Source organism: Methanobacterium subterraneum, from assembly GCF_002813695.1.
Classification (GTDB): Archaea; Methanobacteriota; Methanobacteria; order Methanobacteriales; family Methanobacteriaceae; genus Methanobacterium; species Methanobacterium subterraneum.
Genome location: NZ_CP017768.1, coordinates 402014 through 425359, shown reverse-complemented (window position 1 = coordinate 425359; position 23346 = coordinate 402014). Strand labels below are relative to the sequence as shown.

General features: G+C 34.9%; 21 protein-coding genes. 8 read left to right on the top strand and 13 right to left on the bottom strand.

Features of this window, described 5'->3' with window-relative positions:
• Window positions 1-813: 813 nt before the first annotated feature.
• The gene (gene cas4 / locus BK009_RS02110) at window positions 814-1332 is read right to left on the bottom strand and encodes a CRISPR-associated protein Cas4 (RefSeq protein WP_100908881.1); all 519 of its coding nucleotides are present in this window, start codon (window positions 1330-1332) and stop codon (window positions 814-816) included.
• 260 nt (window positions 1333-1592) lie between these two features.
• On the opposite strand from cas4, the gene BK009_RS02105 reads away from it, so the two are divergent.
• Window positions 1593-3473 carry a tetratricopeptide repeat protein gene (locus BK009_RS02105; RefSeq protein WP_100908880.1) on the top strand — a complete coding sequence of 627 codons (1881 nt, stop codon included), beginning with the start codon at window positions 1593-1595 and terminating at the stop codon, window positions 3471-3473.
• A 226-nt stretch (window positions 3474-3699) separates the two neighbouring features.
• Here BK009_RS02105 and BK009_RS02100 read toward each other — a convergent pair whose 3' ends face one another.
• Together BK009_RS02100 and BK009_RS02095 are read right to left on the bottom strand one after the other, a co-directional pair.
• Window positions 3700-4065, bottom strand: coding sequence for a HEPN domain-containing protein (locus tag BK009_RS02100; RefSeq protein WP_236951059.1), 366 nt, complete (start codon window positions 4063-4065; stop codon window positions 3700-3702).
• Window position 4066: 1 nt separating this feature from the next.
• Entirely contained in the window at window positions 4067-4369 is a 303-nt protein-coding gene (locus BK009_RS02095; RefSeq protein WP_100908878.1) for a nucleotidyltransferase domain-containing protein, read from the bottom strand.
• 448 nt (window positions 4370-4817) lie between these two features.
• Here BK009_RS02095 and cas8a1 point away from each other — a divergent pair, with 448 nt between their 5' ends.
• The 5 genes from cas8a1 to cas6 (BK009_RS02070) are packed head-to-tail and all read left to right on the top strand — an operon-like array spanning window position 4818 to window position 10815.
• Window positions 4818-6179 carry a type I-B CRISPR-associated protein Cas8b1/Cst1 gene (gene cas8a1, locus BK009_RS02090; RefSeq protein WP_100908877.1) on the top strand — a complete coding sequence of 454 codons (1362 nt, stop codon included), beginning with the start codon at window positions 4818-4820 and terminating at the stop codon, window positions 6177-6179.
• On the top strand, window positions 6180-7178 hold the full coding sequence (cas7i, locus tag BK009_RS02085; protein ID WP_100908876.1) for a type I-B CRISPR-associated protein Cas7/Cst2/DevR: 999 nt from the start codon (window positions 6180-6182) through the stop codon (window positions 7176-7178).
• Entirely contained in the window at window positions 7175-7792 is a 618-nt protein-coding gene (cas5b, locus tag BK009_RS02080) for a type I-B CRISPR-associated protein Cas5b (RefSeq protein WP_100908875.1), read from the top strand. The genes cas7i and cas5b overlap by 4 nt, the downstream gene beginning before the upstream one ends.
• Window positions 7785-10007: a CRISPR-associated helicase Cas3' gene (gene cas3, locus BK009_RS02075; protein ID WP_236951007.1), complete on the top strand. Its 2223-nt coding sequence runs from the start codon at window positions 7785-7787 to the stop codon at window positions 10005-10007. Before cas5b ends, cas3 (BK009_RS02075) begins: the two co-directional genes overlap by 8 nt.
• Before the next feature lie 52 nt (window positions 10008-10059).
• Window positions 10060-10815 (top strand): CRISPR-associated endoribonuclease Cas6, encoded by a 756-nt coding sequence (cas6, locus tag BK009_RS02070; RefSeq protein WP_100908874.1) that lies wholly within the window; start codon window positions 10060-10062, stop codon window positions 10813-10815.
• A 98-nt stretch (window positions 10816-10913) separates the two neighbouring features.
• Here cas6 (BK009_RS02070) and BK009_RS02065 read toward each other — a convergent pair whose 3' ends face one another.
• The 8 genes from BK009_RS02065 to cas6 (BK009_RS02030) form a co-directional block, all read right to left on the bottom strand.
• Window positions 10914-11111 (bottom strand): hypothetical protein, encoded by a 198-nt coding sequence (locus tag BK009_RS02065; protein ID WP_100908873.1) that lies wholly within the window; start codon window positions 11109-11111, stop codon window positions 10914-10916.
• Between the two features lie 41 nt (window positions 11112-11152).
• On the bottom strand, window positions 11153-11542 hold the full coding sequence (locus BK009_RS02060; protein WP_100908872.1) for a type II toxin-antitoxin system VapC family toxin: 390 nt from the start codon (window positions 11540-11542) through the stop codon (window positions 11153-11155).
• A complete protein-coding gene (locus tag BK009_RS02055; protein WP_100908871.1) occupies window positions 11539-11769 on the bottom strand; it encodes an AbrB/MazE/SpoVT family DNA-binding domain-containing protein in 231 nt (76 codons plus the stop codon). The genes BK009_RS02060 and BK009_RS02055 overlap by 4 nt, the downstream gene beginning before the upstream one ends.
• Window positions 11770-12206: 437 nt before the next feature.
• Window positions 12207-14687 carry a CRISPR-associated helicase Cas3' gene (cas3, locus tag BK009_RS02050; protein WP_100908870.1) on the bottom strand — a complete coding sequence of 827 codons (2481 nt, stop codon included), beginning with the start codon at window positions 14685-14687 and terminating at the stop codon, window positions 12207-12209.
• Entirely contained in the window at window positions 14662-15660 is a 999-nt protein-coding gene (gene cas5, locus BK009_RS02045) for a CRISPR-associated protein Cas5 (protein ID WP_157809681.1), read from the bottom strand. The genes cas3 (BK009_RS02050) and cas5 overlap by 26 nt, the downstream gene beginning before the upstream one ends.
• A 1-nt stretch (window position 15661) precedes the next feature.
• The gene (locus BK009_RS02040) at window positions 15662-16714 is read right to left on the bottom strand and encodes a hypothetical protein (protein ID WP_100908868.1); all 1053 of its coding nucleotides are present in this window, start codon (window positions 16712-16714) and stop codon (window positions 15662-15664) included.
• A 14-nt stretch (window positions 16715-16728) separates the two neighbouring features.
• Window positions 16729-18390: a hypothetical protein gene (locus tag BK009_RS02035; RefSeq protein ID WP_100908867.1), complete on the bottom strand. Its 1662-nt coding sequence runs from the start codon at window positions 18388-18390 to the stop codon at window positions 16729-16731.
• Complete coding sequence (gene cas6 / locus BK009_RS02030; protein WP_236951006.1) at window positions 18387-19097, bottom strand: CRISPR-associated endoribonuclease Cas6; 711 nt, start codon at window positions 19095-19097, stop codon at window positions 18387-18389. Before cas6 (BK009_RS02030) ends, BK009_RS02035 begins: the two co-directional genes overlap by 4 nt.
• Window positions 19098-19587: 490 nt before the next feature.
• On the opposite strand from cas6 (BK009_RS02030), the gene BK009_RS02025 reads away from it, so the two are divergent.
• Entirely contained in the window at window positions 19588-20418 is an 831-nt protein-coding gene (locus BK009_RS02025; protein WP_100908866.1) for a hypothetical protein, read from the top strand.
• A 234-nt stretch (window positions 20419-20652) separates the two neighbouring features.
• On the opposite strand, the gene BK009_RS02020 is transcribed toward BK009_RS02025, so the two are convergent.
• Together BK009_RS02020 and BK009_RS02015 are read right to left on the bottom strand one after the other, a co-directional pair.
• Complete coding sequence (locus tag BK009_RS02020) at window positions 20653-21594, bottom strand: pyridoxamine 5'-phosphate oxidase family protein (protein ID WP_100906549.1); 942 nt, start codon at window positions 21592-21594, stop codon at window positions 20653-20655.
• A gap of 92 nt (window positions 21595-21686) precedes the next feature.
• Window positions 21687-22217 (bottom strand): PsbP-related protein, encoded by a 531-nt coding sequence (locus BK009_RS02015; RefSeq protein ID WP_100906550.1) that lies wholly within the window; start codon window positions 22215-22217, stop codon window positions 21687-21689.
• Window positions 22218-22374: 157 nt separating this feature from the next.
• Here BK009_RS02015 and BK009_RS02010 point away from each other — a divergent pair, with 157 nt between their 5' ends.
• A complete protein-coding gene (locus BK009_RS02010) occupies window positions 22375-23334 on the top strand; it encodes a ribonuclease H-like domain-containing protein (RefSeq protein WP_100908865.1) in 960 nt (319 codons plus the stop codon).
• Window positions 23335-23346 lie beyond the last annotated feature (12 nt).

The following is a 23346-nucleotide window of genomic DNA, read 5'->3' as shown; positions in this document are numbered from 1 at the left end:
TCTACAAACAATGCCTCTACATAATGTTCCAATTTACATGACTTTTTCTCCCCCTAACCTTTACTAAAATAAGGGGACTGAAAGAGTGGAACATGGCATAATAACACTGAAATAATAGTCCATTTATGATCAGATTCATAAATACCCCTAGAGTAAAATTTAATCATTATAAACTTCTTTAATTTCTTTTTTACCATCACTGTGTTTATGTCATTTACTTACTATTTTACCCAGTTATACATCTTTCAAAGCGAAACTTCATGAAGAGACTTTTCTTTCATTACTTGAGTGTAAAATGTCTGATCTTCCTTTTTTAACTGCCTGAATTCATTTTTGTTAAGATGACTCAATAACTATTGCGAAAAATTTCTTTTTCATATTTTATGATTTTATGGGCTGATTTAGGATTTTCAGTTAGTATAGGTCACTTTCAGATCTTCCCCGATGGAACAGCTTCCGTAGAGCATTATTCGATCAGATTCTTTTCTAAGTTCTCTGATTAATGTCCTCAAGGTCCAGGAGAGTGAAGAGGACTTTTAATTCCCTTAACATTGGATTTTCCATGTTCTGATTTTTCTTAATCGGCCTCTTTCCCTTTTTATGGCAAATTTTCCTCATTTAGAGTTTTTGAAGATAGTTGGCAATGCCTAGTGAAATTCCCATCTTCACACCAAGTTTCGAGTGTGATAATCTTCCATGTAGTTTCTACCTAAAAATTGTGAATACGTAGGAAAAGCCCATTGAAAATGTTCATCTTTTTGAACACTATATTATACTTATTGTTTAACGTAACTTAAAGATGAATAGTGTGGTTTAAACCCAACAAAGCTCATAATATGCACATTTCCTACAAGTAGGTGTTTTCAGAGGTTTAGGCATATTTCCATCGACTAAGTTAGCTACTTTATTAGTTAATTCTTTTAATTCATCTTTTCTTGAACCGTCCCATTCTAGAGTGACTTTTTTTCTTATTTTAGGATAGTTTATCATCCCCACCAGATTTTCCACACCTTTAACCACACTCAAGTAGTAAAGGTAGTATAAAAGCTGATATTCATGGGCTTTCTCCATTTTTTTACTCTTTTTAACCTCATGAACCTCTAGCATATCTCCTTTCTTGATGAAATCTATGCTTATGAGGTTGTCAATTGTGTAATCCCTTTTTTCTTTCTGGTAGGTGCCCTGGTGGAGTTGTTTTCCCATGGAAACCAGATCTGATTCCTGTTCCATCTGGATATGGTGCGAAAAGAACCATAACTTAGTGTGGCATATGAAGTAGTAGTTGATCTGGGTTCCCATAATTTGTAGGTGTTTTTCACTGTTGGAAAGCATGATAAAAACCCTGATTTTCTGTAGAATAAGTTATTTAAACACGTTTATCGGTGATTAGCCATTCAATATGATCTTCAGGGCGGACTTGAATATTTCCCCATGATACTATTGAATGATAACTATCTGCAGCTTATTCCCTCATCTTTTTATAATATTAATTATTTGAGTATTAATATTTTCTCATAATGATAAATTATTTCTAATAGAATCGGGTGAAACTTAAATGAAGATTATAAATTCAACAAAAATTTGGGGATCTGATGAAAGATAAATCACCATCAATTCAAGAGTGGGAAAACCTGTATTCTGCTGCAGTGGAGTTTAAAAAACTCAAACCATGGGAGTGGATGTGGGATGATGATATATTTGGGGTTAAAAATCCAGAAACTGGAGAAACAGGATTCTGTTGTGTGATGGGAGGTGGTGGTGAACATTTTGCCCTTGGTTTATATCAGGGTAGTGAAGGTTTGGATGGATTATCCCGCATAAGATCTGGAGAGATTTTGCCAGATGAACCAGAAGCTTTGTTTGTACAGAAATGTCTCATGGCCTCCTTTGAAAACCGGGAATTCATAGAAGATGAAGATTATCAAATATTAAGGAAACTGGGATTAAGATTCAGAGGGAAAAATGCCTGGCCATTATTCCGGAGTTACCAGCCCGGTTACGTTCCATGGTATGTGACTGATGATGAAGCAAGATTCCTGACTCTGGCACTGGAACAGGCCATTCAGGTTTGCAGACAATATTATGAAAATCCAGAGGTGCTCAAACCGCCCATGATGACCCAGTTACTGGTTCGGGTACTCGATGGTGACACCTGGCATGATGAATGGCTTGAACCCTGGGATCTGGAAGAAAAGGAAGTGACGGGGAGATTTGTTAAGGAAGAGGATCTGGAGGAGATTCTGAAATTTTCCCATAAGGGTGTTTTGGAGGTGGATTACTATTTTTACCCGGAACCGGTTCAGGAAGAAACAGATCAAAGGCCCTACTTCCCCCACACCATACTCTGGGCTGATCATGAAAGTGGTCTCCTACTGAACACCACTTTAAGTGAACCCAATGAATGGGTGCCCAGTTTATTAAAGTCATTTCAGGAAGTAACTGAATCCAGAGGATCCTTACCCCACAAGATACAGGTCCAGAAAGTGGAAATCTATGATCTAATGGAAAACATCACCTCCAAATTGGATATTGAATTATCCATGGCGACTGGTTTAGATGTACTTGATGATGCCAGGGAGTATATTCTGGATACATCCATGGACGATCCGGTTATTCAGGTACTGGAAGGAATAATGGAGGATGAATCATTCCGGGAAATGGTGGAAAATGGGAAACTTATGGAATTACTGGAAGAAGGGACCCTTCCAGATTCAATGAGAGAGGAGTTGATACAGGCTTTAAATGAGGAACTTGAAGAATCTGGTGGGGAACTTGAAGAACCGGAAGAGGAACCTGACCGTTTTATAATGATTAATCCCCCTGAAAATAAAGCTAATAATTTTTCAAAACAGATCACATTACTTCCTGATGATAACTATCAGGGGATCTTTCCGACAAAATCTGAAAGAGAATTCCAGGACAAACCACGTCGTGTGGCCAAATCATGTGAACTTTTACTGGAAACATATTCGGATGAATCTATCATTAAAAAAGAACTGGAGAAGTTAATTAAAGAAGATCCTGATTTTCTTGATTCATATTTAATCCTTTCCAAGATATTTATAGGGGAGGGAAAGGAATCTGAAGCTGAAAAAACACTTGATATTGCTTACCACCGAGCTTTGAATTTAATGACCGATGAAAAAGATTGCTGGCCAGCTAAACTGGAGGATAGCTGGATTCCAAACTGGCATATTATAAATGCCATATTAAGAAAAGCAATGTGGTTATGGGAACACGATAAAACTTATGCTGCCCTGAATTTATTCAGAAAACTCCTTAAAACCAATCCCCATGATTTATTTGGTGTGAGGCATTATATCCTGGCCATTTCCATGGGTAGGGATTATTATGACTTCATAAAATGGGTGGTGGAATGTGGCAATGATGAAATCGTTTGGGAATGGTTTGAGGAAAATTACCCCAAGTTTCCAGATGAATTTGCCAGGTGGAGGGAAGAAGCAGAGAATTAATGATTTTTTAAAAAAAGAGATCAGATGGAAAAGATCTAAAGTCATACAGGGAAACTATAACCTCATCCATTTCTTCAACACGTTACTGGCCCATCTGGTTAAATAAATCTCTAAATTATTTACATAGATTTTTTAAGGAACTTCCTGCAGATGAAGAAGATACATTACCTGAATTTTCACCTTATATTTTTTGGAGCCATATTGAACTACAGAGTTATGTTTATAGTTATTTTCGCAAGTTGGTTTCGCATTCTGCTAAAAAGGCCTCAGCACCAGAAATTATAATTTCAGCTTCTTTTTTACCTATTTCAGGTAGAAGTCCATAATCTGCCTCTTCCCTATCTTCTTGGGCCCTGTTAAGTATATCAAAAACTTTGTTGTCAAATTTACCCGTCTTTACTAATTCCAATCCGAACTGTGAAATTAATCCTCTGTGTGTTTTTGGATACATGTTCTTTTTGGATAATAAGGCTCTTGCTGCGAAAAACATTGCATAATAAGCCCTGCTTACAGCATCCCCATAGAAACCGTTCCCCAACAGGTTTTTAGCCACTTTTAATTTGTGGTGAGCATTCCCCATTAAGATTTGCACATCATCCAATGGGGACACCCTCTTTTTTAACTTGAGAGATGAAATGAGTATTTTGTAACCGTTCAAATTCATCTGGAGAAATAACTTTAGCTGATACATAAATTCCAGTCTCAAGCAGTACGTCAGTAACTTTTCTCATTACCTCATTTTTGGCTTCAATTTTATTAGCGGAAATAATGAGTAGATCAATATCAGAATCCTCTTTATCTTCCCTGCGAGCCACTGAACCAAATAAAATCACCCTCTCTATTCCAGGGTAATCCAAAGATTTTGAGAATTTTTCAGCTATTTTTCTTTTATTCATATCATCAGACCATTTTTATACATTAAAATCATTTTGAAAAGTCCAAGTAATTTAATATGGTAAACTAATTTGGATCTTTAACAATCCCATATAATAAAAATTTCATGAACTTTTAAACACATGAAATTTATTAAATCCTAAAATAGTCTGATTAACAGGATGCTCTGTCCAAATTGGTTTCATTTCATTTTATATTTCGATCCTAAGTTAGTCTGATTTTTATTTTTAGTTTCAAAAACTAATCAATTTCTATTGTAAATTACTCTATTGTTAATTACTCTATTGTTAATTATATTAAAAGTTTATAGAACGAATATTGTCCTATAAATTGAAATGAAACCCAAACAAAAAGATTATATGGTATGAAACTCATTGATAGTATTAAAGATATTAACATATCCAACCGATAGAATTCAAATGAGATTCAAAAATAAAAGAAGGATTAGAAATGTCTGGTGTAAAATTGTATGAATTCACAGGAAATCCATTCGTAGATGCGGGGATCTGGGCATTAAGCCAATGGATAAATAAAAAACCAGAAGAGTTAAATAAAGAAGATTTAAAAGGGGTAGTAGACGATTTAACCTACGTTTATTTGAATAAAAAATGGTCCAAAAACTTATTTTCAGTTTTCCCAAACAATCCACTAACCAACCCTTCTGTAAAGGACAAAAAAGAACGTTATTCTAAGTTTTTATTAGAATTAATAGATGCAATAGATGTTCCGGATGTGACCGGTGACTGTATCTCCTGTGGTCGGAGAAACAAGATAGAAAGATGGGGTAAAGACAAAATACCATTGACAGGTTCAAAGAAATTTATAAATTACTTCTCTTATGGCACAGATGGTGCTGATTACTGTCCTGCATGCACTTTTGCTGTTCAATTCGTTCCCCTGGTAATGTATGCCTGTGGAAATATGTTACTTTTACATTCAAATTCTGCAAAAGTGATGAAATACTGGTCTAGGCGAGCTGTTGAAAATGTGAAAAAACAGATTGTAGCCGGTGAATTTACAGGATGCTACAATGAGGGATATAAGAACCCTGTTAATGCTCTTTTCCATGTAATTCAGGATGTGATCCTACATTACGATGAAAAATGGTATCTTGAAAAACCTTCAATATCTTTTTATCACTTTACCAATTACAATCAGGGTCCAAATTTGAATATTTACCATGTTCCCACTCCTGTTTTTACATTTCTAGCGTATATCCCTCATCATGAGAAATATGATGATTGGTTAAAGATAGTCAGAAGTGGTTATTGGCGTGTGAACTGGGAAAAGGTAAAAGAAGGTGGAGAATATAAAAACAATCCTAATATGGTTTATAACAATCTTTTAGAAGGAAAATCCATTATTAAGTTTTTCATTGATAGAAGAAACAAGGAAGCAATAGGAGGATGGGATTTAATTACACATTATCTTGAAGAGGTGCGAAATATGGATGAAAATAGAATAAATGCAATAAAAAGGGTTGGGAACGAGCTTGCAGATTATATAGAAACTGTTGATGATATGAAAACATTGCAAAAACTGGAAACAGCCACTAACTACAGAAATTATCGTAATTTGCTTAGAATCATAATCAAAAAGAGAATAGAAAATGGTATTGAAGACCCATTATTCACATTTGAGGAATACGTTAATTACCTGTTTCCAGAGGGTAATTTAACTTGGAGAGAAACTCAGGATCTGATCCTATTTAGAATATATGAAAAATTACAGAAATGGATAATCGAACAGGGTAAAGAGGATGAAATAGTAACATCGTCTGAAATAGAAGAAGAACTTCAGGAGGCAGAATAAATGTCAAAAACAGTAGTAGGATTTATGTTAGTGGATGCACCACACTCCGCACTTAACAACGCCGGAGCAGATGCAGGAGATAGAACAGATAACATTGTAAGGGTGAAATCAATCCGAAGAGGAAGAAAAGTTTATCCTTATGTTTCAGGACAAGCCCTGAGGTACTGGTGGAGAGACACACTACAAGAGAGATTTGACTGGAAAATGTCCCCCATAAGTCGGGAAAAGAAAATAGCTTTTACCAGTGCAAATCCCATTGATTATGATGACGATGATGTTTTTGGTTATATGAGGGCTTTAAAAGCAAAAGAAGGAGGAACTGTAACACGCATATCTCCACTGAAGAACTCACCCCTAATCTCAGTTATAGAACAAATTCCGACACAGGATTTTGGTGTTATGGCAAGACATGAAGGTGATCCTGTACCCTACGAACATGAATTTTATTCCACCATCTTAAAAGGCATATTTTCCGTTGATCTGGATAGTTTAGGTGTCTTTTATGGGGCCGAAAAAACCGGTTACAAAAATATGTACCCTAAACTGGAGGCATTAGCCGAAGAAAAAGGATTATCTCTCGAAGAAGAGAACAAAAAATGGACAATGCCTGAAGATATACGAATAAAAAGAACCCAAGATGTAATCAAAGCTCTTCCTTATCTTCAGGGTGGTGCCAAACTAACATCCCATTTAACTGATGTTTCCCCAAAACTCGTGATTCTTGCTGCAATTGACGGCGGAAACCACATCTTCATGAACATAGTAAAAGAAGAAAATGGTGAAGCAATAATGGATATTGAAGCGCTTAAAGAAGTCCTGAATGAATATGATGATTCGTTACTTACTGATGTTTACATAGGACTCAGAAAAGGATTTATGGACGAGTTAGAACCACTAATAAAAGAATTATCTGAAGAAAACAGTAAGATACATGTGGGCACAATTAAAGAAGCTACGGATCAATTTTCAAATAAAATTCCTGAGTTGATGCATGTATGAAAGCGTTAAGAATCCTGATTAAAGGTTGGGTAACCTCATTCCGATACCCTGCTTTTATCAGTGGTTTTCAACCCACTCTACCGGTTCCACCATTAAGTACAATTTATGGTCTTATATCTGCAGTTAAAGGAGACTTAGTCACTCCAGAAGATGTTTCAGTTGGATATGTTTTTAAGCATAATGGAAAGGCAATTGATCTTGAGACCATATACGAGTTATCAGGTTTGACTGGGAAATCAAATGTCATGAAAAGGGAATTCCTTGTGGATCCTGAAATTTATCTATATCTGGATGATCTGAAATACTGGAAATACTTCAAACATCCACACTATCCTGTCCTGCTTGGACGTTCCACAGATCTCGTACATATCAGCGAAATCAAAGAAGTGGAACTGGAACAAAAAGAAAATGTTAAACTTGGAAAAACTATCCTGCCTCTGGGTTTAAACGGGGCATATGGAACTATTCAGGCGCTTCCAACACATTTCACAGACACCATACCACGGAAAGCAGCAGGTACAAAACCATTTATCCTGATGAACCAGTTCTTCAAATACTCTGATGAATGTCACTACGATGATGAGATGGACTGGGGTGTTTGGTTCCATGAATGAAATGGGTAAGTTACTGGCAAAACCAGATGAAACACTATTGGAACATACGGAAAATGCTTTAAAAGTTTTTAAAAGTATTAAAGAAGCTTATCATAATGTTCCCCAGTTATGTGGTGTGGAAGATTTTTGGGAACACCTATTTTATTCTTTATTTTTCCATGATTTCGGAAAGGGAGCAACTGGATTTCAGGAAATGCTTAAAGTAGGTCATCAAAAAGCCCCCTGGAAATATCGGCATGAAATCCTTTCTGCAGGATTCATATCAACTTTAAACTATGATCAACAGTACAAAGATGCAATTGGACTGGCCATAATTACCCATCATAAAGATATAAATAAACTTAGGGAACGTTACAATACATTCCCAAGCCCTCCAGGGAAAAAATTATATCATAAGAAATTATCAGAACTTGAACCCAATTTTGAAGAACTTTTAAGTTATTTTGAACTTATAGAAAAATGGAGTAAGGAGTATTTAGGATATAAACGGGATAATTATAAAATAATTTCCTCAATTGATGATTTAGAAGATGTTTACAAAAACTCAGCACGTATTTACTACAATGAATGGGAAGATGAAAAATATACACCCTTACATGGAAAATATGGAATTTTTTTAAAGGGTTTTGTAAATGCATGCGATCATCTAGCTTCTGGTTCTAAATATGAGATTTTAACTGGAATTTCGGACATGCGATCGGTTTATAACTTTCCAGAATTTCGAAAAGTCCAGGAAGACACTGCAAAGGTTAAAGGTAGTGCATTTTTAACATCACCCACTGGAAGTGGTAAAACAGAAGCATCTCTTTTATGGAGTGATAACAACCAGAACTCAAATAAATCAAAACGTGTATTCTATCTACTCCCCTATACAGCAAGCATAAATGCAATGTATAAAAGACTCCAGAAGGACTTTGAAAATGAGGATCTGGTTGGATTGTTACATGGTAAAGCATCCTATTTCCTTTATAAAGAGTTATCGGATGATAATGTAAATTACGATAACGTAAAAAGTAATGTCAGAGACATTAAAGGTTTAAGTAAAAAGATTTACCGGCCTTATAAAATTTTAACTCCTTTCCAAATACTGAAGGCATTTTTTGGATCCAGAGGATTTGAAATGCAGATATCAGAGATGAGCAATGGATTATTTATTCTTGACGAAATCCATGCCTATGATGCCCATACCACCTCACTTATCCTGGAGATCCTGAAAATTCTGAAAAACAATTACAACGCAGAAATGCTTGTGATGTCTGCAACCCTTCCCTCCTTTATTAAAAATCTTTTTAAGGATAATTTAGGAATTTCAACAGAAATAAAGATGGGAAAAATAGAACTTAAGGAATTCACAAGACACAAAGTTAATGTTGTCTCTGGAAGTATAATAGATAATCTTGATCTGATACTTGAAGATCTTGAAAATGGTAAAAGGGCTCTAATAGTTTGTAACACTGTTTTAAGGGCTCAAGAAGTTTTTGAAGAATTATCTGATGAAATAGAAAATAGTGCGCTTTTACATAGTCGGTTTATGCTTCGAGATAGGGAAAAAATTGAAAAATCTTTGGATAATCTTGATTTACTGGTGGGAACTCAGGCAATTGAAGTTTCTTTAGATATTGATTATGATGTTTTATATTCAGAACCTGCCCCCATTGATGCGTTGATCCAGAGATTCGGACGGGTAAACAGGAAAAGGAGGAAAAAAATAGCTCCGGTTAATGTATTTTCTGAAGGCTCCGAAAGCGATAAATACATATATACTCCAGAAATAGTCGCTAAAACCGTTCAAAGCCTTGAAAATGTAGGGATTTTAGAGGAAGATATTATCCAGAACATTGTAGACAATATATATGGTGATGGATATGTCGGAAAGGATAAAGAAGAATTCGAAATTGTTCAAAAGTATTTTGAATCATTCAACAGGCGGATAGTTCCATTCATAAATGATAAAGAAAGCGAAGTGGAGTTTTATTCACTTTTTAACTCCTATGAAGTTGTTCCCCTCAAATACAAACTGAACTATCTGAGAGAATTGAAAGAAAAAAGATATTTTGAGGCAATGAGTTACATTCTTTCTATCAGCGTGGGGCAGTTTAAAAAGTTGGAAACGGAAAATAACGTTGAATATGATATGGGCACATATTTTGTGAACATGGTATACGACGAAAAGCTGGGGCTGAGATTAGATAGGGAAGAAAGTTCCATTTGGTGAAATAGAATTTTTTGACTCAAAAGTTAAGAAAATATATCAGGCGGAGAAACACATGCGATTAAAAATCAGTTTAACATCACCCCGGGGTAACTATTTAATTCCATATAATTACAACCACATACTCTCTGCAATTATTTATCGCAAGATATCTGATCTTGATTTGGCAGCTAAACTCCATTTTTCAAAGGATTTTAAGTTTTTTACTTTTTCTCAAATTTATTTTTCAAAATGGAAACTTACTAAACAGGGTATTGTTTCTCTTGACGGGAAACTTTCATTATACATCTCTTCTCCCAATGATCACTTGATAAAGAGTCTTGTGGAAGGCCATCTGGAGAATAGTCAGGTAGATTTTAAAGGGAATAAATTACTGGTTGAAAATATTGAGCTTCTGAAAAAACCTGAATTTAAGAGCAAAATGAAGATGAAAACCATGTCCCCCGTGGCAGCCAGTATAAAAAGGGAAATTGATGGTAAGCTTAAGATATGGGATCTGGGTCCTGGAGACGAAAGATTCTATGAAAGTGTTCAGAAAAATCTTATAAATAAATATGTTTCCTTTTATGGAGATTACAATGGTGATAAATGGGTGAGAATAAAACCCAACATGAAAACAGCCAAAAGGCGCAGGATTGAGATTAAAGGAGACTTTCATCGGGGTTACATGATGGAATTCGGGATTGAAACTGATCCAAGCCTCATTGAGTTTGCTTATGACTGTGGACTTGGGGAAAAGAATAGTATGGGTTTTGGGATGATCGAAGTGGATAATCTAAGTCCAACAGAGGAAAGAACCAAAATAGATTAAATTGGAAATACCGGATAAATCCAATTTACTTGCTGGAAAGGGATACGCTTGAAGCATTAAACATTGTTTTTGAAAGTGGTTCATTATCCTTTTTCTAATCAAACCTTTATCCCATCCATTTGAATATGATAATGGAGAGGCCACTGCAAATCCGAAAATTCGTCTTTTGAGAGAGGATAGAATACAACTAACTCACCATATTCCAGTACAATTTGATAAATAACATTGTTCATCCTCTCGATTTCCAGAAATTTACCAACATCTGCCTTTAGAACTAATGCGACATCAATAAACACAACCCCATTTTCTAATGTGGATAGACATAACCCCCCACCATTTAATGTATCCTTGAGATTCCATTTACTTTATCAAAATCAGAATCAAATGAAACAATGGTATCTATTTTATCCTGTTTCATGAGTTCTAATGAAATAGAATCAGCAAAAGAAAGGACTCCATCATATTTTAAGAAAAAATTCATGGCCTGTGTGCTTAAATCTTTATCTATGAATTTTACTTCATGATTATCTATTATGTAATTGTATAGGCAGGCTCCCATCTTACCCCCGGCCAGACTCCCAACCATGGTCACTGCCTCTGAAAGAACAACAATAGATGTTATTTTATCCTGTTTTGTAACTTCAGGAAGTATTTCCAGAACCCTGGTATGCCATTGGTCCTTTTTAATAGATGCAGCTATGAAAAAAGAAGCATCAATGAAAATCAAATCTTTTCTCCCCTCTGAGCTTTCTTTTTAAGTTCTACTGCATCAGTTTCTGGTCCGTCAACCATGCCCAGTATATCCCCAATGTTTACCTTTTTCCGGAACTTTAATTCCACACCTTCTTCTGTAGAAACCCATTCAAGTATATCCCCAGGACCCACATTGAACTTCTTTCTTATTTCCGCAGGAACAACTGTCTGGAAACCCTTTGAGATTTTAGTTTCAGCCATTTAGATCACCTATTGAAATATTAGTTATCAAAGTATTTATGTTTTCAAAGTTTTGGGTTTTTCAAAGTTTATCTACACGCTTATAATTTCAAAAAGATTATGCGAAAATAACCTTTTTCTTGTAATTTAAGTTATTCTCCCTCATAAAGCGTTCCACATCATGTTCATGATCCTGCGAGACCATAATACCTGAACGAATTCTTTCACCATTCAAATGCTCCAGTACACCATCATAAAAATATTTTTTATCCTTCTTTTTCTGGGTGTAGCCGTATAAAAATCCGGTTCACCTTAAATTTCTTCTGAAGGGAGAAATTCTCAAAGAATATGTAAAGAGGCATTTGAAGATGATTATTAAAAATCCTTAATTATTAAGGTAAAATGGGCTTACAACTGTTATTCTGTAAAATTAAGGAAAATTGATTAGATAATCGGCATCAGTCAAAATTATTAAATGCATATAACCCCTTCTCAAAATCATATTCAAGGTTTATTTCCTTCACATACCTTTCCATTTTTCCCATTTTTATTTTAAGACCATTTTTATTCCCTTCATTGGCGAAATAAAATTTATTTGATACTTTGATTAAATACTTAGAAATTTCGTTAATTCCATTAAAATTTAATTCATTATTTTTTGCAAATTGAGGATTTGAACAAATTTTCTTTATGAAATCTTGCGCTTGAATGTGACCATCTTTATATTCAAATTGTTCCGGCAATACATCAAAAGTATTCATCCCTATATTTCTTGTTTGTATCCTTAATTGCCCCCCTTCTTCTTCGCTTTTATTTGGCCTTTTTCCAAAAATTAAATCTTCAACATAGGCCCCCCAAAAACTGATATCCGCATTAAACTCCGAAAACATTTTTTCATTCGTATAAACATTATCCATCATTTTAATACCTATTTTAAACGTAAAAAGAGTATTTTTGAATATCTGTTTTCGTGTATTCTCTATAATTTCTTTCATTACCCCATTTTTATCTTCATGAGTGTAATAAGGATAACAAAATTCCCCAGTGTCAAAAATATGGAATTTATAAGTATGTTCATTATCAAAACGTTTACATTGAGGGCAATTACATTCTTCACTATTATTAAAACTCATTTTCCTGTGAAGACGTCCACCTCTCTGTATCAATGCATCTAAAGGAGCTAATTCTGATATCAATACATCAAACGAAATGTTCAAACTAATTTCTGCAACTTGCGTCCCAACAAAAATAAAGGGTAAATCCGGATCAAACCCATATTGTTTACAGAATTGAATTTCTTCTTCACCTGGTTCTTCAAATAACCTTTTACCAAATATTCTAAGGATTTTCTCTTTTTTAGGTCTATCTTTTCTCATAAATTGAGAATTATAAAGCAAAATTTGTCTTTCAGGAAATCTCTGTTTCAATTCACTGAATATCATTTTTGATTTCGGGACAGTATTCACTATTATTCCGACATTTTGACCATCAGATTCCATTAAAAGTTTTATAAATTCATCAGAAACAGTTTCATCCTCGTCAATTTCACTGTTATGATACTCAAAAGTAAAGGGATTCTTTTCTTTGCATTCATTATCCCTGCCACTACTCTGAATCTTCTGATAAGAATCGTCAAATTTATGTTTTATTTGACTCGGTATGGTAGCACTCATGATAATATGTGGAATTTTTAAGCGCCTTAATACTTCACACAAACACTCCACCATACCTATGGTATGCGAATCATAGTAATGGAGCTCATCTATCACAATTAAACTATTAAGAATATTTCCAAATGCTCTTGGAGCATATTTAAATCCATTTACCAGGGAAAGTAACAGATGATCTATGGTTGAGATATTAAATGGTTTAGAATAAATCAAATTCCAGAATTTCTGACTTGAAATTGAAAAATCGGATTCCTCTTCTTCGTCTGTATTTTCAATTAAAAAACTCATTACTTCTGAATGATAAATACCGATCCAATCACGAGGTATTCTATATTCATCCTCAAATTCCTGAACCATATTATTACTCGTTACTTGTGTGGGAAGGGTAAAAATAACTTTATTAATAATATTCTGATTTATAAGTTCTTTAGCTACTAAAAGAGCTGCTAACGTTTTTCCTTCACCGCAAGGAGCTTCTATTCGGAAGGGTTTTGAATAGTCAAAAATATTTGATGATTGAGACATAACATTTAGAACTCTATTCTGAATATCGGTTAATTTTTTATTCCCTTTTATTTTACTTATCCCTTTGTAAATATCTGAGGGAGATGGAAACCATTTTGTTAAAATATTAGTAACATCTAGTCCCAGAGTATTTTCTTCTTCAATTTTACTTGCAATACCATCTGAAGTTGTCAGATATGATAAAATTAAACAGTATTTGGCTTTAAACTTTGTATCAATTTGATTGTTCCACTTGTTTCTAAAATTTGGCGATTGACTGCTTATTTTGAATTTTTTTAAACCCTCAAAATAATTTGCCCATGGAACATTTAATGAAATTTTATAGTTATTCTTAGTTGCAAATTCCATGAGATATTTTTCATTAAAACTTCCAGGGTAAGGAACTTTATCAAAAGAGTATTCTGTAAGGAGAGAATGGTGTGATATGCAAGCAAGACGTGAACAAAAATCACCTTCGTTTTGAAACAGGAAATAGCCCGAATATGGTGCATGTGGTGGTAGATGCGGTTCATTTTTTAGGGCTTCTTCCTGCCATTTAATTGCACCCTTACCAAAGTCATGGAAAAATAAGGCTGAATGGATATTTTCTTCTAGCAAACTGACATCTATTTCATTTAATTTACCCCAATTTTCTAAAACCGCTTTATTCGAAGAGATCAAATAATTTGAAATATCCAGAGCATCTTCAGTATGTTTTTTTAGAGTAGTACCATTACTTTTAGCTATCGTTTCGTAAGAAGACAATATGTTCACCTTCTACATCAAGACAAGACAGTTCTTGATCTAAATCTCCCTGAGGTATTGAACAAATTAAATTGTGTCCTTTTTCATCTGGAAAATCATTTTTTAGTTTACAGGGAATTTTGACCAATTGGCAATTAGTACGAACTCCTGGAATGACAGAATCTATCTTAACAGATTTAATTAATTCATCATTCACTTCTTTTATCGCGAGTTTACTCACAATCACAATATCATCACTTTCCCCCAGATATAACGGGCGTTTAGGGCTTTTCAAACAACTATACATATTGTCTATTGAGTATTCACCAGCAGAGTCTGTTGAAGTTACATAAATAGTATATTTAGGAGTTATTATCCTTTGACGGTTTATTTGAGTACTAATCCACTTTTTATTCAAGTTATACCCATTAATTCCCCCTTTAAATGAATTCCAAAAACTTTGAATAAAGATTAATAATTCATCAGCTCCAGCAGCTTTAATTAGTTCTAATAAAGCCAATATTTGTTTTTCATCCTTTTCACTTATTTTTTGGTTGTTAGTTATCTTAAGAAAGTTTTCCGAGAAATTTTTTCGTTTTAGCTTATTTAATTCTTTTTTTAGTTTTTTTTCATCATTTTCATGTAAATTTAAGTCATCTAACCTGTTTTGTAATTCCTCTTTTAAAGAACTTTCAATTCCTTCAATTTCTCGGCTCCCTTTATGGATATTAAGATAATCATCTATCTTTTCACCACTTTCATTGATTATTATTGCAAAATTTAATTTGGAATAGTCTTCAATATATTGTAACCCAATTCCTTTACGATCATTATCAGTTAAGTCATGTAACGCTGGTTTTTGCAAAGCATTTTGGATAAGACCAAAGAGAGTTGTGGGTGGTGGAAAGGGATAAGTAGGACGGATGTTCACAGTCCCATACTCACTGAAAGAACACCAAAATGGAACTTCTAGATCTGCCCTAATTACTCTCATTTTAATCCCCATTCAAATGTTTAATTGCCGCATCTATGGCTTGTCTGGGAGTTCCAGAGATTTCAAGGTTATCTCCTTTAAGATCCTCAAGAACTCCTTTAATATCGGGTTCGTTGCTGATAATTCCTGAAATCATTCCTGCAAATAGTTTAGTATCTGGCAATGTTAGACAATCATTCAGGACATCTTCAAAAGTTCTTTTATCAATATTGCCATTTTCATCCATTCTCAAAGCAGAAGAAAGCTTATGGTTGTATTGATTCTGGACACTTATCAATACAACATCAGGGGATGCGTTGGTCATTTCTCGACTTTGATTTGCAAAATCACTTATATTGGAAATTGCATTTAATACCGAAATAGTCCTTTTTTTCCTTTCATCATCATCATAACTTGTTTTATAATCAGTACCATCCATTTTAGCATCTTTTCCTTCACCCACTATTTTTGGAATTTCGTCAACTCCAAGGGCACCTATATCCAGAGATATATTGGCCCGATAAATGTTATCTGTTAACTGCTTGTAGGCTAAAGCCTGCCTTATATCATATGGTGCTTCAAAGTCTTCCTTACATTTAGGGCATGTTAGTTTACCACCTTGTTTTATATTTTTATCTTTTACTGAACCTTCTTCACTTTTCCCCCTAGCAGCCAATGGATATATCTTTTCATTACACTTCGGACATTCAATATCCTGAACCATTCTAAATATAAGGTCAGTAGTTATCGTGCTACGTATTTGTCCCATTGCTGGTGAAGCTTTAATTGGACTCCACCTTTTCGCACCTTCTTTGGGTAGTAAATAACCAAACATGTCACAAAGCCAACATTCATCAATCTGGCCACATGGGAACTCAGGGGTGCATTTGAAAGCTTCTGGGTGCTCTCTTTGTATAGATTTCCTTAAAGCATGTCTTACGGATTGACCTGAAATATATGGCAGGCCATTGTTATAGGTTTTAAGCTCTTTTAGATTGGTACTTCCCTCTCCCGCATTCATATTTGATAGGTCTGTTTTAAACAACCAAGTTGCAATTACACATTTTTCATTCATTCTTAAATCCCCTTTTATTCCTTTCTTTGTTTTTTCCTGTAATTTTCAGATAGCACATATGCACTCATAAATGAAACAAAATAAGTTTTCATGTCGCTGAAATTGTTTTGATCAATGGAATTCATCAAAGTTTCAAGATGATTGGCATCTAAATAAAAACTTTTCTTATTATCAAGGGCACTAATCTTAGCTAATCTAAATGAAGCATCTTCTAAAGCTTTTTTAAACTCTTCTGGTCCTGAAGAGTAAGCAAACTTAGTTAACATTCCTACATCTTCACTGAACCCTCTGCCGATTGTTTTTCCAATACTTTTGCAAGCATCTTTTAAATTATCATCCAACATTGTAGATTCTCCCATAATTTTTTCTAAGAATATTTCTGTAAAAAGGTAGAGTGGTGAACTGTTCTGTGCATGATATTTTACCCGTATTTTGTTTAAATTTGAAATGCTTTCCTTAGCTATTCGAAAAAGACCTTCTGAAATTTTTTTAGGATCGAGAGTTAAAATTCCATTAAAGAATTTTTCAACGTCATTTTCATTAAAAATACTAAATGATAAACTATTTAAAAAATGTGGAACTAAATAAACATCTAAATTGTTTTTTGGATCTTTAAAAGGCTCTAATATATTATATATTTTTTCATTAGAGTCCATATGGATAATTCGATTATTTGAAGAGATAATTAACCATTCATTAATTTCTTTAAATTCTTCTTTTTCTATGGGCTCAAAAGACATGGTTAATTCTTCAATTTCATCTTCGGAGTGATATTTGTTTTTTATATTATGTAACAGAGTGATCAATGAAGCGGACTTTGATGTACTTGATAAATTCTTTATGTTCGTGCCATAAGAAGTACAAAAAGCATCAGAAAAATCAATGAATTGACCTTTTAATGATAAGTTATTGAATACTTTTCTTAAAATCCCCAGTTCCAGGGTATTGGGTATTGAAAGATAAGATACTCCTTTGTTTCCTTTTGTTCTATAAAATGGAATATAATAATCAAATAAAGCAAAATAGGACAATATAACACATTTAGGACATATTTTAGCTTTTTTTCGAGTAGCACCAACACCGTCTATTTCATTGTTATGATGTTCACCAAAAAGTGGGTTAAAAAAATTTTTAACATCTTCCATAGTCTTGGATGACATTCCACAAAGTGGGCACGTGTTTTTACCGTTTTCAAAAGAAATTAATCTTTTAAATGAGGAATTATCTTTGAGGTTAATACCTAAATCCAAATAGCTTTTATCATCCTTGCCGAAATAGCTCATTCTCATTTTCCAAACTTGTTGTTTCTTTTTGTTATCAAATTTCTTTTTTTTCAAGAATTCTCTTTCATTATCAGTAATTACTATGATTTCTTCTTTAGCTTCACCTTTTTGGGTAGGATATTCTTTAGGAGGTTGATAACTAGATCCAAGTTCATCATTATTATTGAGTAATTTAAAAGTAGTTGAAAAATTGTAAGTTCCTTTTCCAGCTAATATTTGCATTGCTTGAGCAATATAATCCGTTATTGGTTTATCAACTGATTTGAATGAGATATTATCGTCAGACCACATAACATCGACCTTTTCCTCGAAATTTTCCATGATTTGAGCCATGGTTACAAGACCGTTGTTAGTCCATGCATTATTTGTAGAATAAAACGTTATTTCTTTCATTTTGAACCTCTATTTGAATTATCTTCGACAAAATTGAGCATACCAAACCCCATACTATTCTTCTCACCCAATCCACAGTCATAAGCAAACTTCACCAGTTTTTCATCTGCCTCCATGTCAAAATGCATCAAATAAGCCCTATGATACGTCGGAGTACCATTCTTATCAATAGTAATCCTTTTCCTTTTCACTGATTCCATGTCAGGAACGATTTTAACGTACTCATCACCATCATAAACATCATCATAGAATGAATTGTACTTACGAATGAGGTTCTGCTGCAGTGCAGTGAAAAATCTTAAGTCTCCAGGATTAAGATCCCATATCCGACCATCTTCACGTTTTATTCGGGTTATCACCGGGGACATGGTTTTCATTTTCATCTTCTTTTTAAAATCAGGTTGTTTTAAAAGTTCCACCTGTTCCACCATAAGGTTATCTCCCTTAAAAATAACATTAGGGTCTTCCAGGTATCCTTCCACCATGGTCTGAATTAGATAGTCATGGGGTGAAGAGATGTAAAAGTTGAACTTGCCATCCTTAGAGATCAAACCATTTTTGGAAGGTTTGCGGCGTGGAATGTTTATCTGAGAAAAAGTGAAATGTTTAAAGTCCTGTGATCCATGAAGCTGACTGGCCAGGTCAAGATCAGCAATTTTACGATATATGATGGCAGAAAGAATATGATTATAATTATATTGGATCAAATAATCATTTTTTGGTGCTTTTAAAGATATTTTAAGTCTTATTCAAACAACCCCCTATCCCGGACCCCTATCAAAAAATAAAATAACCGGAAGTACCTTCAAGTTATTAGGGGAATATTGTTGATAATGCGTATTATTATTATCATATATAAATTTAACTAAAATATTCGACAACCCCACCATCAAGGTTATTATATACATGACAAACATATAAAACTTTCTAAATATCATGACACTTTCATTTTTAATTCAAAGATATAACTTAAACAGTTCATCACTTTGAAATTTATGAAAAAAATCAATACCACCAACTTCGTCATATCAATGTATAGCGAAGTATCTTATTTTCACATAAAACCCACCTTTATTTTAATATAATAGTTGGGCAAATGTAAATCTATAAAATATTAACTGAATACTAAAAACCATTAATTTGATTAATTCCAAAAAATCATAAATATTTAAGATTTTAAGACTTCCAGGGTAAAATATGAGGGTTCCTTCATTAAAACCAGACAAAGAACATAAAGAACAGCCTGGGGAAAAACAGGCCGCATCCAGGGAATTTCGGGATAATTTAAATGAATTAAAAGGAAAATTGAAGATTATAAAAGGTAATAAAAATATTTTCATCCTCGGAGTTCTTTTAATAGTTTCTTTGAGTGCTATATTTGCATTATCATTTAACTGGAGTCCTGCGGCTAACACCACTGGCTCTACCGAGGTATCTTCCACTACCTTAGCCACTACCAATGATTCCACCGTGGTTAAAGAAGGACCTTACGGAAATACCAGCTCCAATATCACTGTAGCCTACATTGTAGGGGTGCACCCCCGTGAATCTGCATCACACCAGGCCATAATTGAATCCATACATGATAGTGATTCATCCCTTGAAAAGAGATATTACCTCTACATTATCAATGCACCGCTTTATCAGAATAATTATCCCCAGGAACGGATGAACGGCCAGTTACTGACCAACAAGTACGTAGTGCCAGATATAATTAACAACAGTTACCAGTTAGCAGTGGATGTTCATTCCAGTAATGGCAGTTACCCGTTTAACAGATTCATATTTGCCCCGGCACGGGGAAATAAATCCATTTCCATAGCCCTGGAACTGGATGATAAAATATCCTGGCTGAAATATTACTATCCTCCCAACCCATCCAGCATAGAATATGTAACCCTACCCCTGATACAGAATGGTATACCTTCCATTGTCTACGAAGCGTACAAAGATGATTCCAACACCACCACTAAAGAACATGCCCGTGAATTTATAAAAGTAATTGACACCAGCCAGTTATGGGGATGATGTATAAGAACAATCAAAAAGTAGACCATGTTTCACTCATAACAAATAATTAGATCATATTAAAAAAATCAGGGTAAATCTCACCCAATTTCCAATTTCCCCAAAACATCTGTTTTTCAACCAACCAGTATACATGTGGTTAATAATTTAGAGTAATTTCGATGATTTTCCATTAACACCCATAATTCCATACTCTTATCCATAAATAATATTAAACTTATTCTGGAAAACAATCTAGAACTTTAAAACCTGTCGGGATGAGTAACCCTCTTTTTCAAACTGGGAGTTTAAAAATTCCACCTTCTCCATATCCACCCGGATGAGTTTGAGATCCACTGGCAGTGACCGGATATAATCCATAGTAAGACCCTTCATCTTAATTGCCTGCTCATATTCCACCATATCTTCCACAATAATAGCCTGCCCTGTGATCTGCATACCCTTAAGATTACCCATGCCAGTGTAATCTTCATATATTGCCACTGAAACCTGTGGATTGGATAATAAATTAGCGAACTTCCTACCACCCTCACTTAAAATATAGATATGTCCCTGACTGTATTGATACTCCAGTGGAGTGGCCCGTACCCTACCCTGGGCATTGGTAGCCAATGTACAAGTGTTATGCTCCTTTAAGAACTCCTCAACTTCACTTCGAAGTTGGGAAGATGAAACTTCAACTAAAAGAGTATCCCTAATCCCCATAAGACGTAACGCCAAATCTACAACTTCTTCACGATTGAATAAGTTCATTCCCTGAGATGGTAGTCCTTCCCGGGAAATGTATTCCTTCAGGGCCTGGTAATCCCTTTCGTTTAAACGATCCATCTCCAGGCGACCGCCCAGAACACCCAGTTCAAGAATGTTACCCTCCAGAGTGTCCTCCACTTCCCGAAGAACACGAAGACCTTCAGATCCATTAAGACACGTGCAGAAGAGGGCTATGTTTTTACCATCTAACCATTCAGCCTCGTTATCCAGAAAAATCTGCATTTTTGGGTGGATCTTCCCATTATAGATGGGTGTTCCCAGTACTATAAAATCATAGCCCCGGTGTTTTTCAGAAAACTGGGATACTGGAATGCGGCGGGAAGGGCCCAATATGAGTGAAATTATATTGGCGGCCTCCCAGGTGGATCCGTACCGACTTTCATATAGAATAAGAGTTTTTATCAACTAACAACACCCCCCTCCCACGATGGAATTCTTTCCAATGTATGTCTGCTAAAAAAAAAGGGAATATACCCCTAAAGGGGAAATATGACCCTTTACTCTACATTGAAGCTCTTGACAATCACATCAAAGTAGGGTTTAACTGCATCAATGTCTGCACCCCCACCAGAGGCAAATAAGAGCAGGTAGAGAGAATTATTCTTTTCAAAGTCGATGAGCCGACCATAAGTATTGTTTCCAGTGGTGTCTTTTCCAGTGTAACTTATATCACTGGCAGTGACTCCTGCAATGTTTATGGTTGCATTGGTTGCATTCTGACCGGATTGCTGGGCCTGGGTCATTAGCTCCTGCCTGGTCTGTGACATGTTATTATCCCCACTCTTGGATAGTTTAAGGATCAACAAAACACTTCCCTTGGTAGCGTTGCTGGATATAAATTCAGGGCTGGCAACCATTACTTGAGTGGAATTGTTATTTACCTGACTGGAGACATTCCAGGTTTCCGGGTACTGGAAAGACATCCCGCTGGTCGAGAAATTTTTGGTGTTAATGGTTGAGGTAGTGGTGCATCCAGAAATCATGACAACCACTGCTAGTACAGCTAAAATGATCAAATATTTTTTCAAATTATTACCCTCCTCATTTATAAATTAATAATTATAGCTATATATGGTCTTAACAACCATAAATAATGATGGTCCTGAAATAAATATTTGAAATACTATCCACCACAATCAATTTTCGGTGTCACTACCACCCATAATTAATTTTCGGAGTCACCTTATGACTAATGAACATGAGAATAATCCTCAAAAACTTAAACAAAAACTCCTGGAAGAATATCAGGATAAAACCCTGGAAGACTTAGATTACGGGGAAGAAATCGAAACAAAACGCGGTTCATGTTATCGTTTCACCACCCATGAAAAGGTAGAAATAAAAACTCTGAAAGAAAAAAAGGTTAATGAGTGTTTAATCGGTGATTTAAAATTAATCAAAGGAATTGGCCCGTCCAAGGAGCGGAAACTTAAAGAAAACGGTTTCATCACCCTGGATGATCTTAGAGATCATCCCAGTTATGGTACCAGTGCCTGTGAATTACTGGAGAAACTGGAAAGCCGGGATGTGTGTAGCCTTTCTGATTGGATATCAACCAGATATTCTGCTTCCCATCACCTAAACCTCCTCCTATCCTCCCTATCTGGTGCTGAGAAGATGCTTTTCATGGATATTGAAACCCTGGGACTTAAGGATGTGCCCTTGATACTCATTGGTGTTGCTGAAGGAAATAAGGATGGTTTGACTATAAATCAGTACCTTTTAAGGAACTTGAAGGAGGAGAAAGCAACACTGGATGGTTTCTTATCCCATCAGAATAGTGATAATGTTTATGTTACATTTAACGGCCGTAGTTTTGATGTACCATTCATTAAAAGCCGAATGCGTTTCCATCATATGGATGAGAAGATCAACAGCCAGCATCTGGATCTACTCCACTTTTCAAGACGTCAGTGGAATGACCAGCTCCCTAATTGCCGACTGCAAACACTGGAGAAACATTTTTTCGGTTTTGAAAGATGTGATGATGTTCCCAGCAGCAAGGTTCCTGAGTTCTACTTAACCTACCGTGAAACAGGTAATATCGGCCCTCTGGTTCCTATAATTGAACACAATCGGGAGGACGTGGTTACCTTGGCCAAAATTCTATCCTTACTTCATCACTGCTCTGATTTGAAAGATTAGTGTATAATTAAC

Excerpts from the sequence above, each read along its gene's own strand:
- BK009_RS02025 (WP_100908866.1), top strand. The coding sequence starts at position 19,588 with ATGAGGGTTCCTTCATTAAAACCAGACAAAGAACATAAAGAACAGCCT.
- cas5 (WP_157809681.1), bottom strand. The coding sequence starts at position 15,660 with ATGAGAGTAATTAGGGCAGATCTAGAAGTTCCATTTTGGTGTTCTTTC.
- BK009_RS02055 (WP_100908871.1), bottom strand. The coding sequence starts at position 11,769 with ATGGCTGAAACTAAAATCTCAAAGGGTTTCCAGACAGTTGTTCCTGCG.
- BK009_RS02035 (WP_100908867.1), bottom strand. The coding sequence starts at position 18,390 with ATGAAAGAAATAACGTTTTATTCTACAAATAATGCATGGACTAACAAC.
- cas3 (WP_236951007.1), top strand. The coding sequence starts at position 7,785 with ATGAATGAAATGGGTAAGTTACTGGCAAAACCAGATGAAACACTATTG.
- BK009_RS02010 (WP_100908865.1), top strand. The coding sequence starts at position 22,375 with ATGACTAATGAACATGAGAATAATCCTCAAAAACTTAAACAAAAACTC.
- BK009_RS02105 (WP_100908880.1), top strand. The coding sequence starts at position 1,593 with ATGAAAGATAAATCACCATCAATTCAAGAGTGGGAAAACCTGTATTCT.
- BK009_RS02040 (WP_100908868.1), bottom strand. The coding sequence starts at position 16,714 with ATGAATGAAAAATGTGTAATTGCAACTTGGTTGTTTAAAACAGACCTA.
- BK009_RS02095 (WP_100908878.1), bottom strand. The coding sequence starts at position 4,369 with ATGAATAAAAGAAAAATAGCTGAAAAATTCTCAAAATCTTTGGATTAC.
- cas8a1 (WP_100908877.1), top strand. The coding sequence starts at position 4,818 with ATGTCTGGTGTAAAATTGTATGAATTCACAGGAAATCCATTCGTAGAT.
- cas6 (WP_100908874.1), top strand. The coding sequence starts at position 10,060 with ATGCGATTAAAAATCAGTTTAACATCACCCCGGGGTAACTATTTAATT.
- cas7i (WP_100908876.1), top strand. The coding sequence starts at position 6,180 with ATGTCAAAAACAGTAGTAGGATTTATGTTAGTGGATGCACCACACTCC.
- cas5b (WP_100908875.1), top strand. The coding sequence starts at position 7,175 with ATGAAAGCGTTAAGAATCCTGATTAAAGGTTGGGTAACCTCATTCCGA.
- cas4 (WP_100908881.1), bottom strand. The coding sequence starts at position 1,332 with ATGCTTTCCAACAGTGAAAAACACCTACAAATTATGGGAACCCAGATC.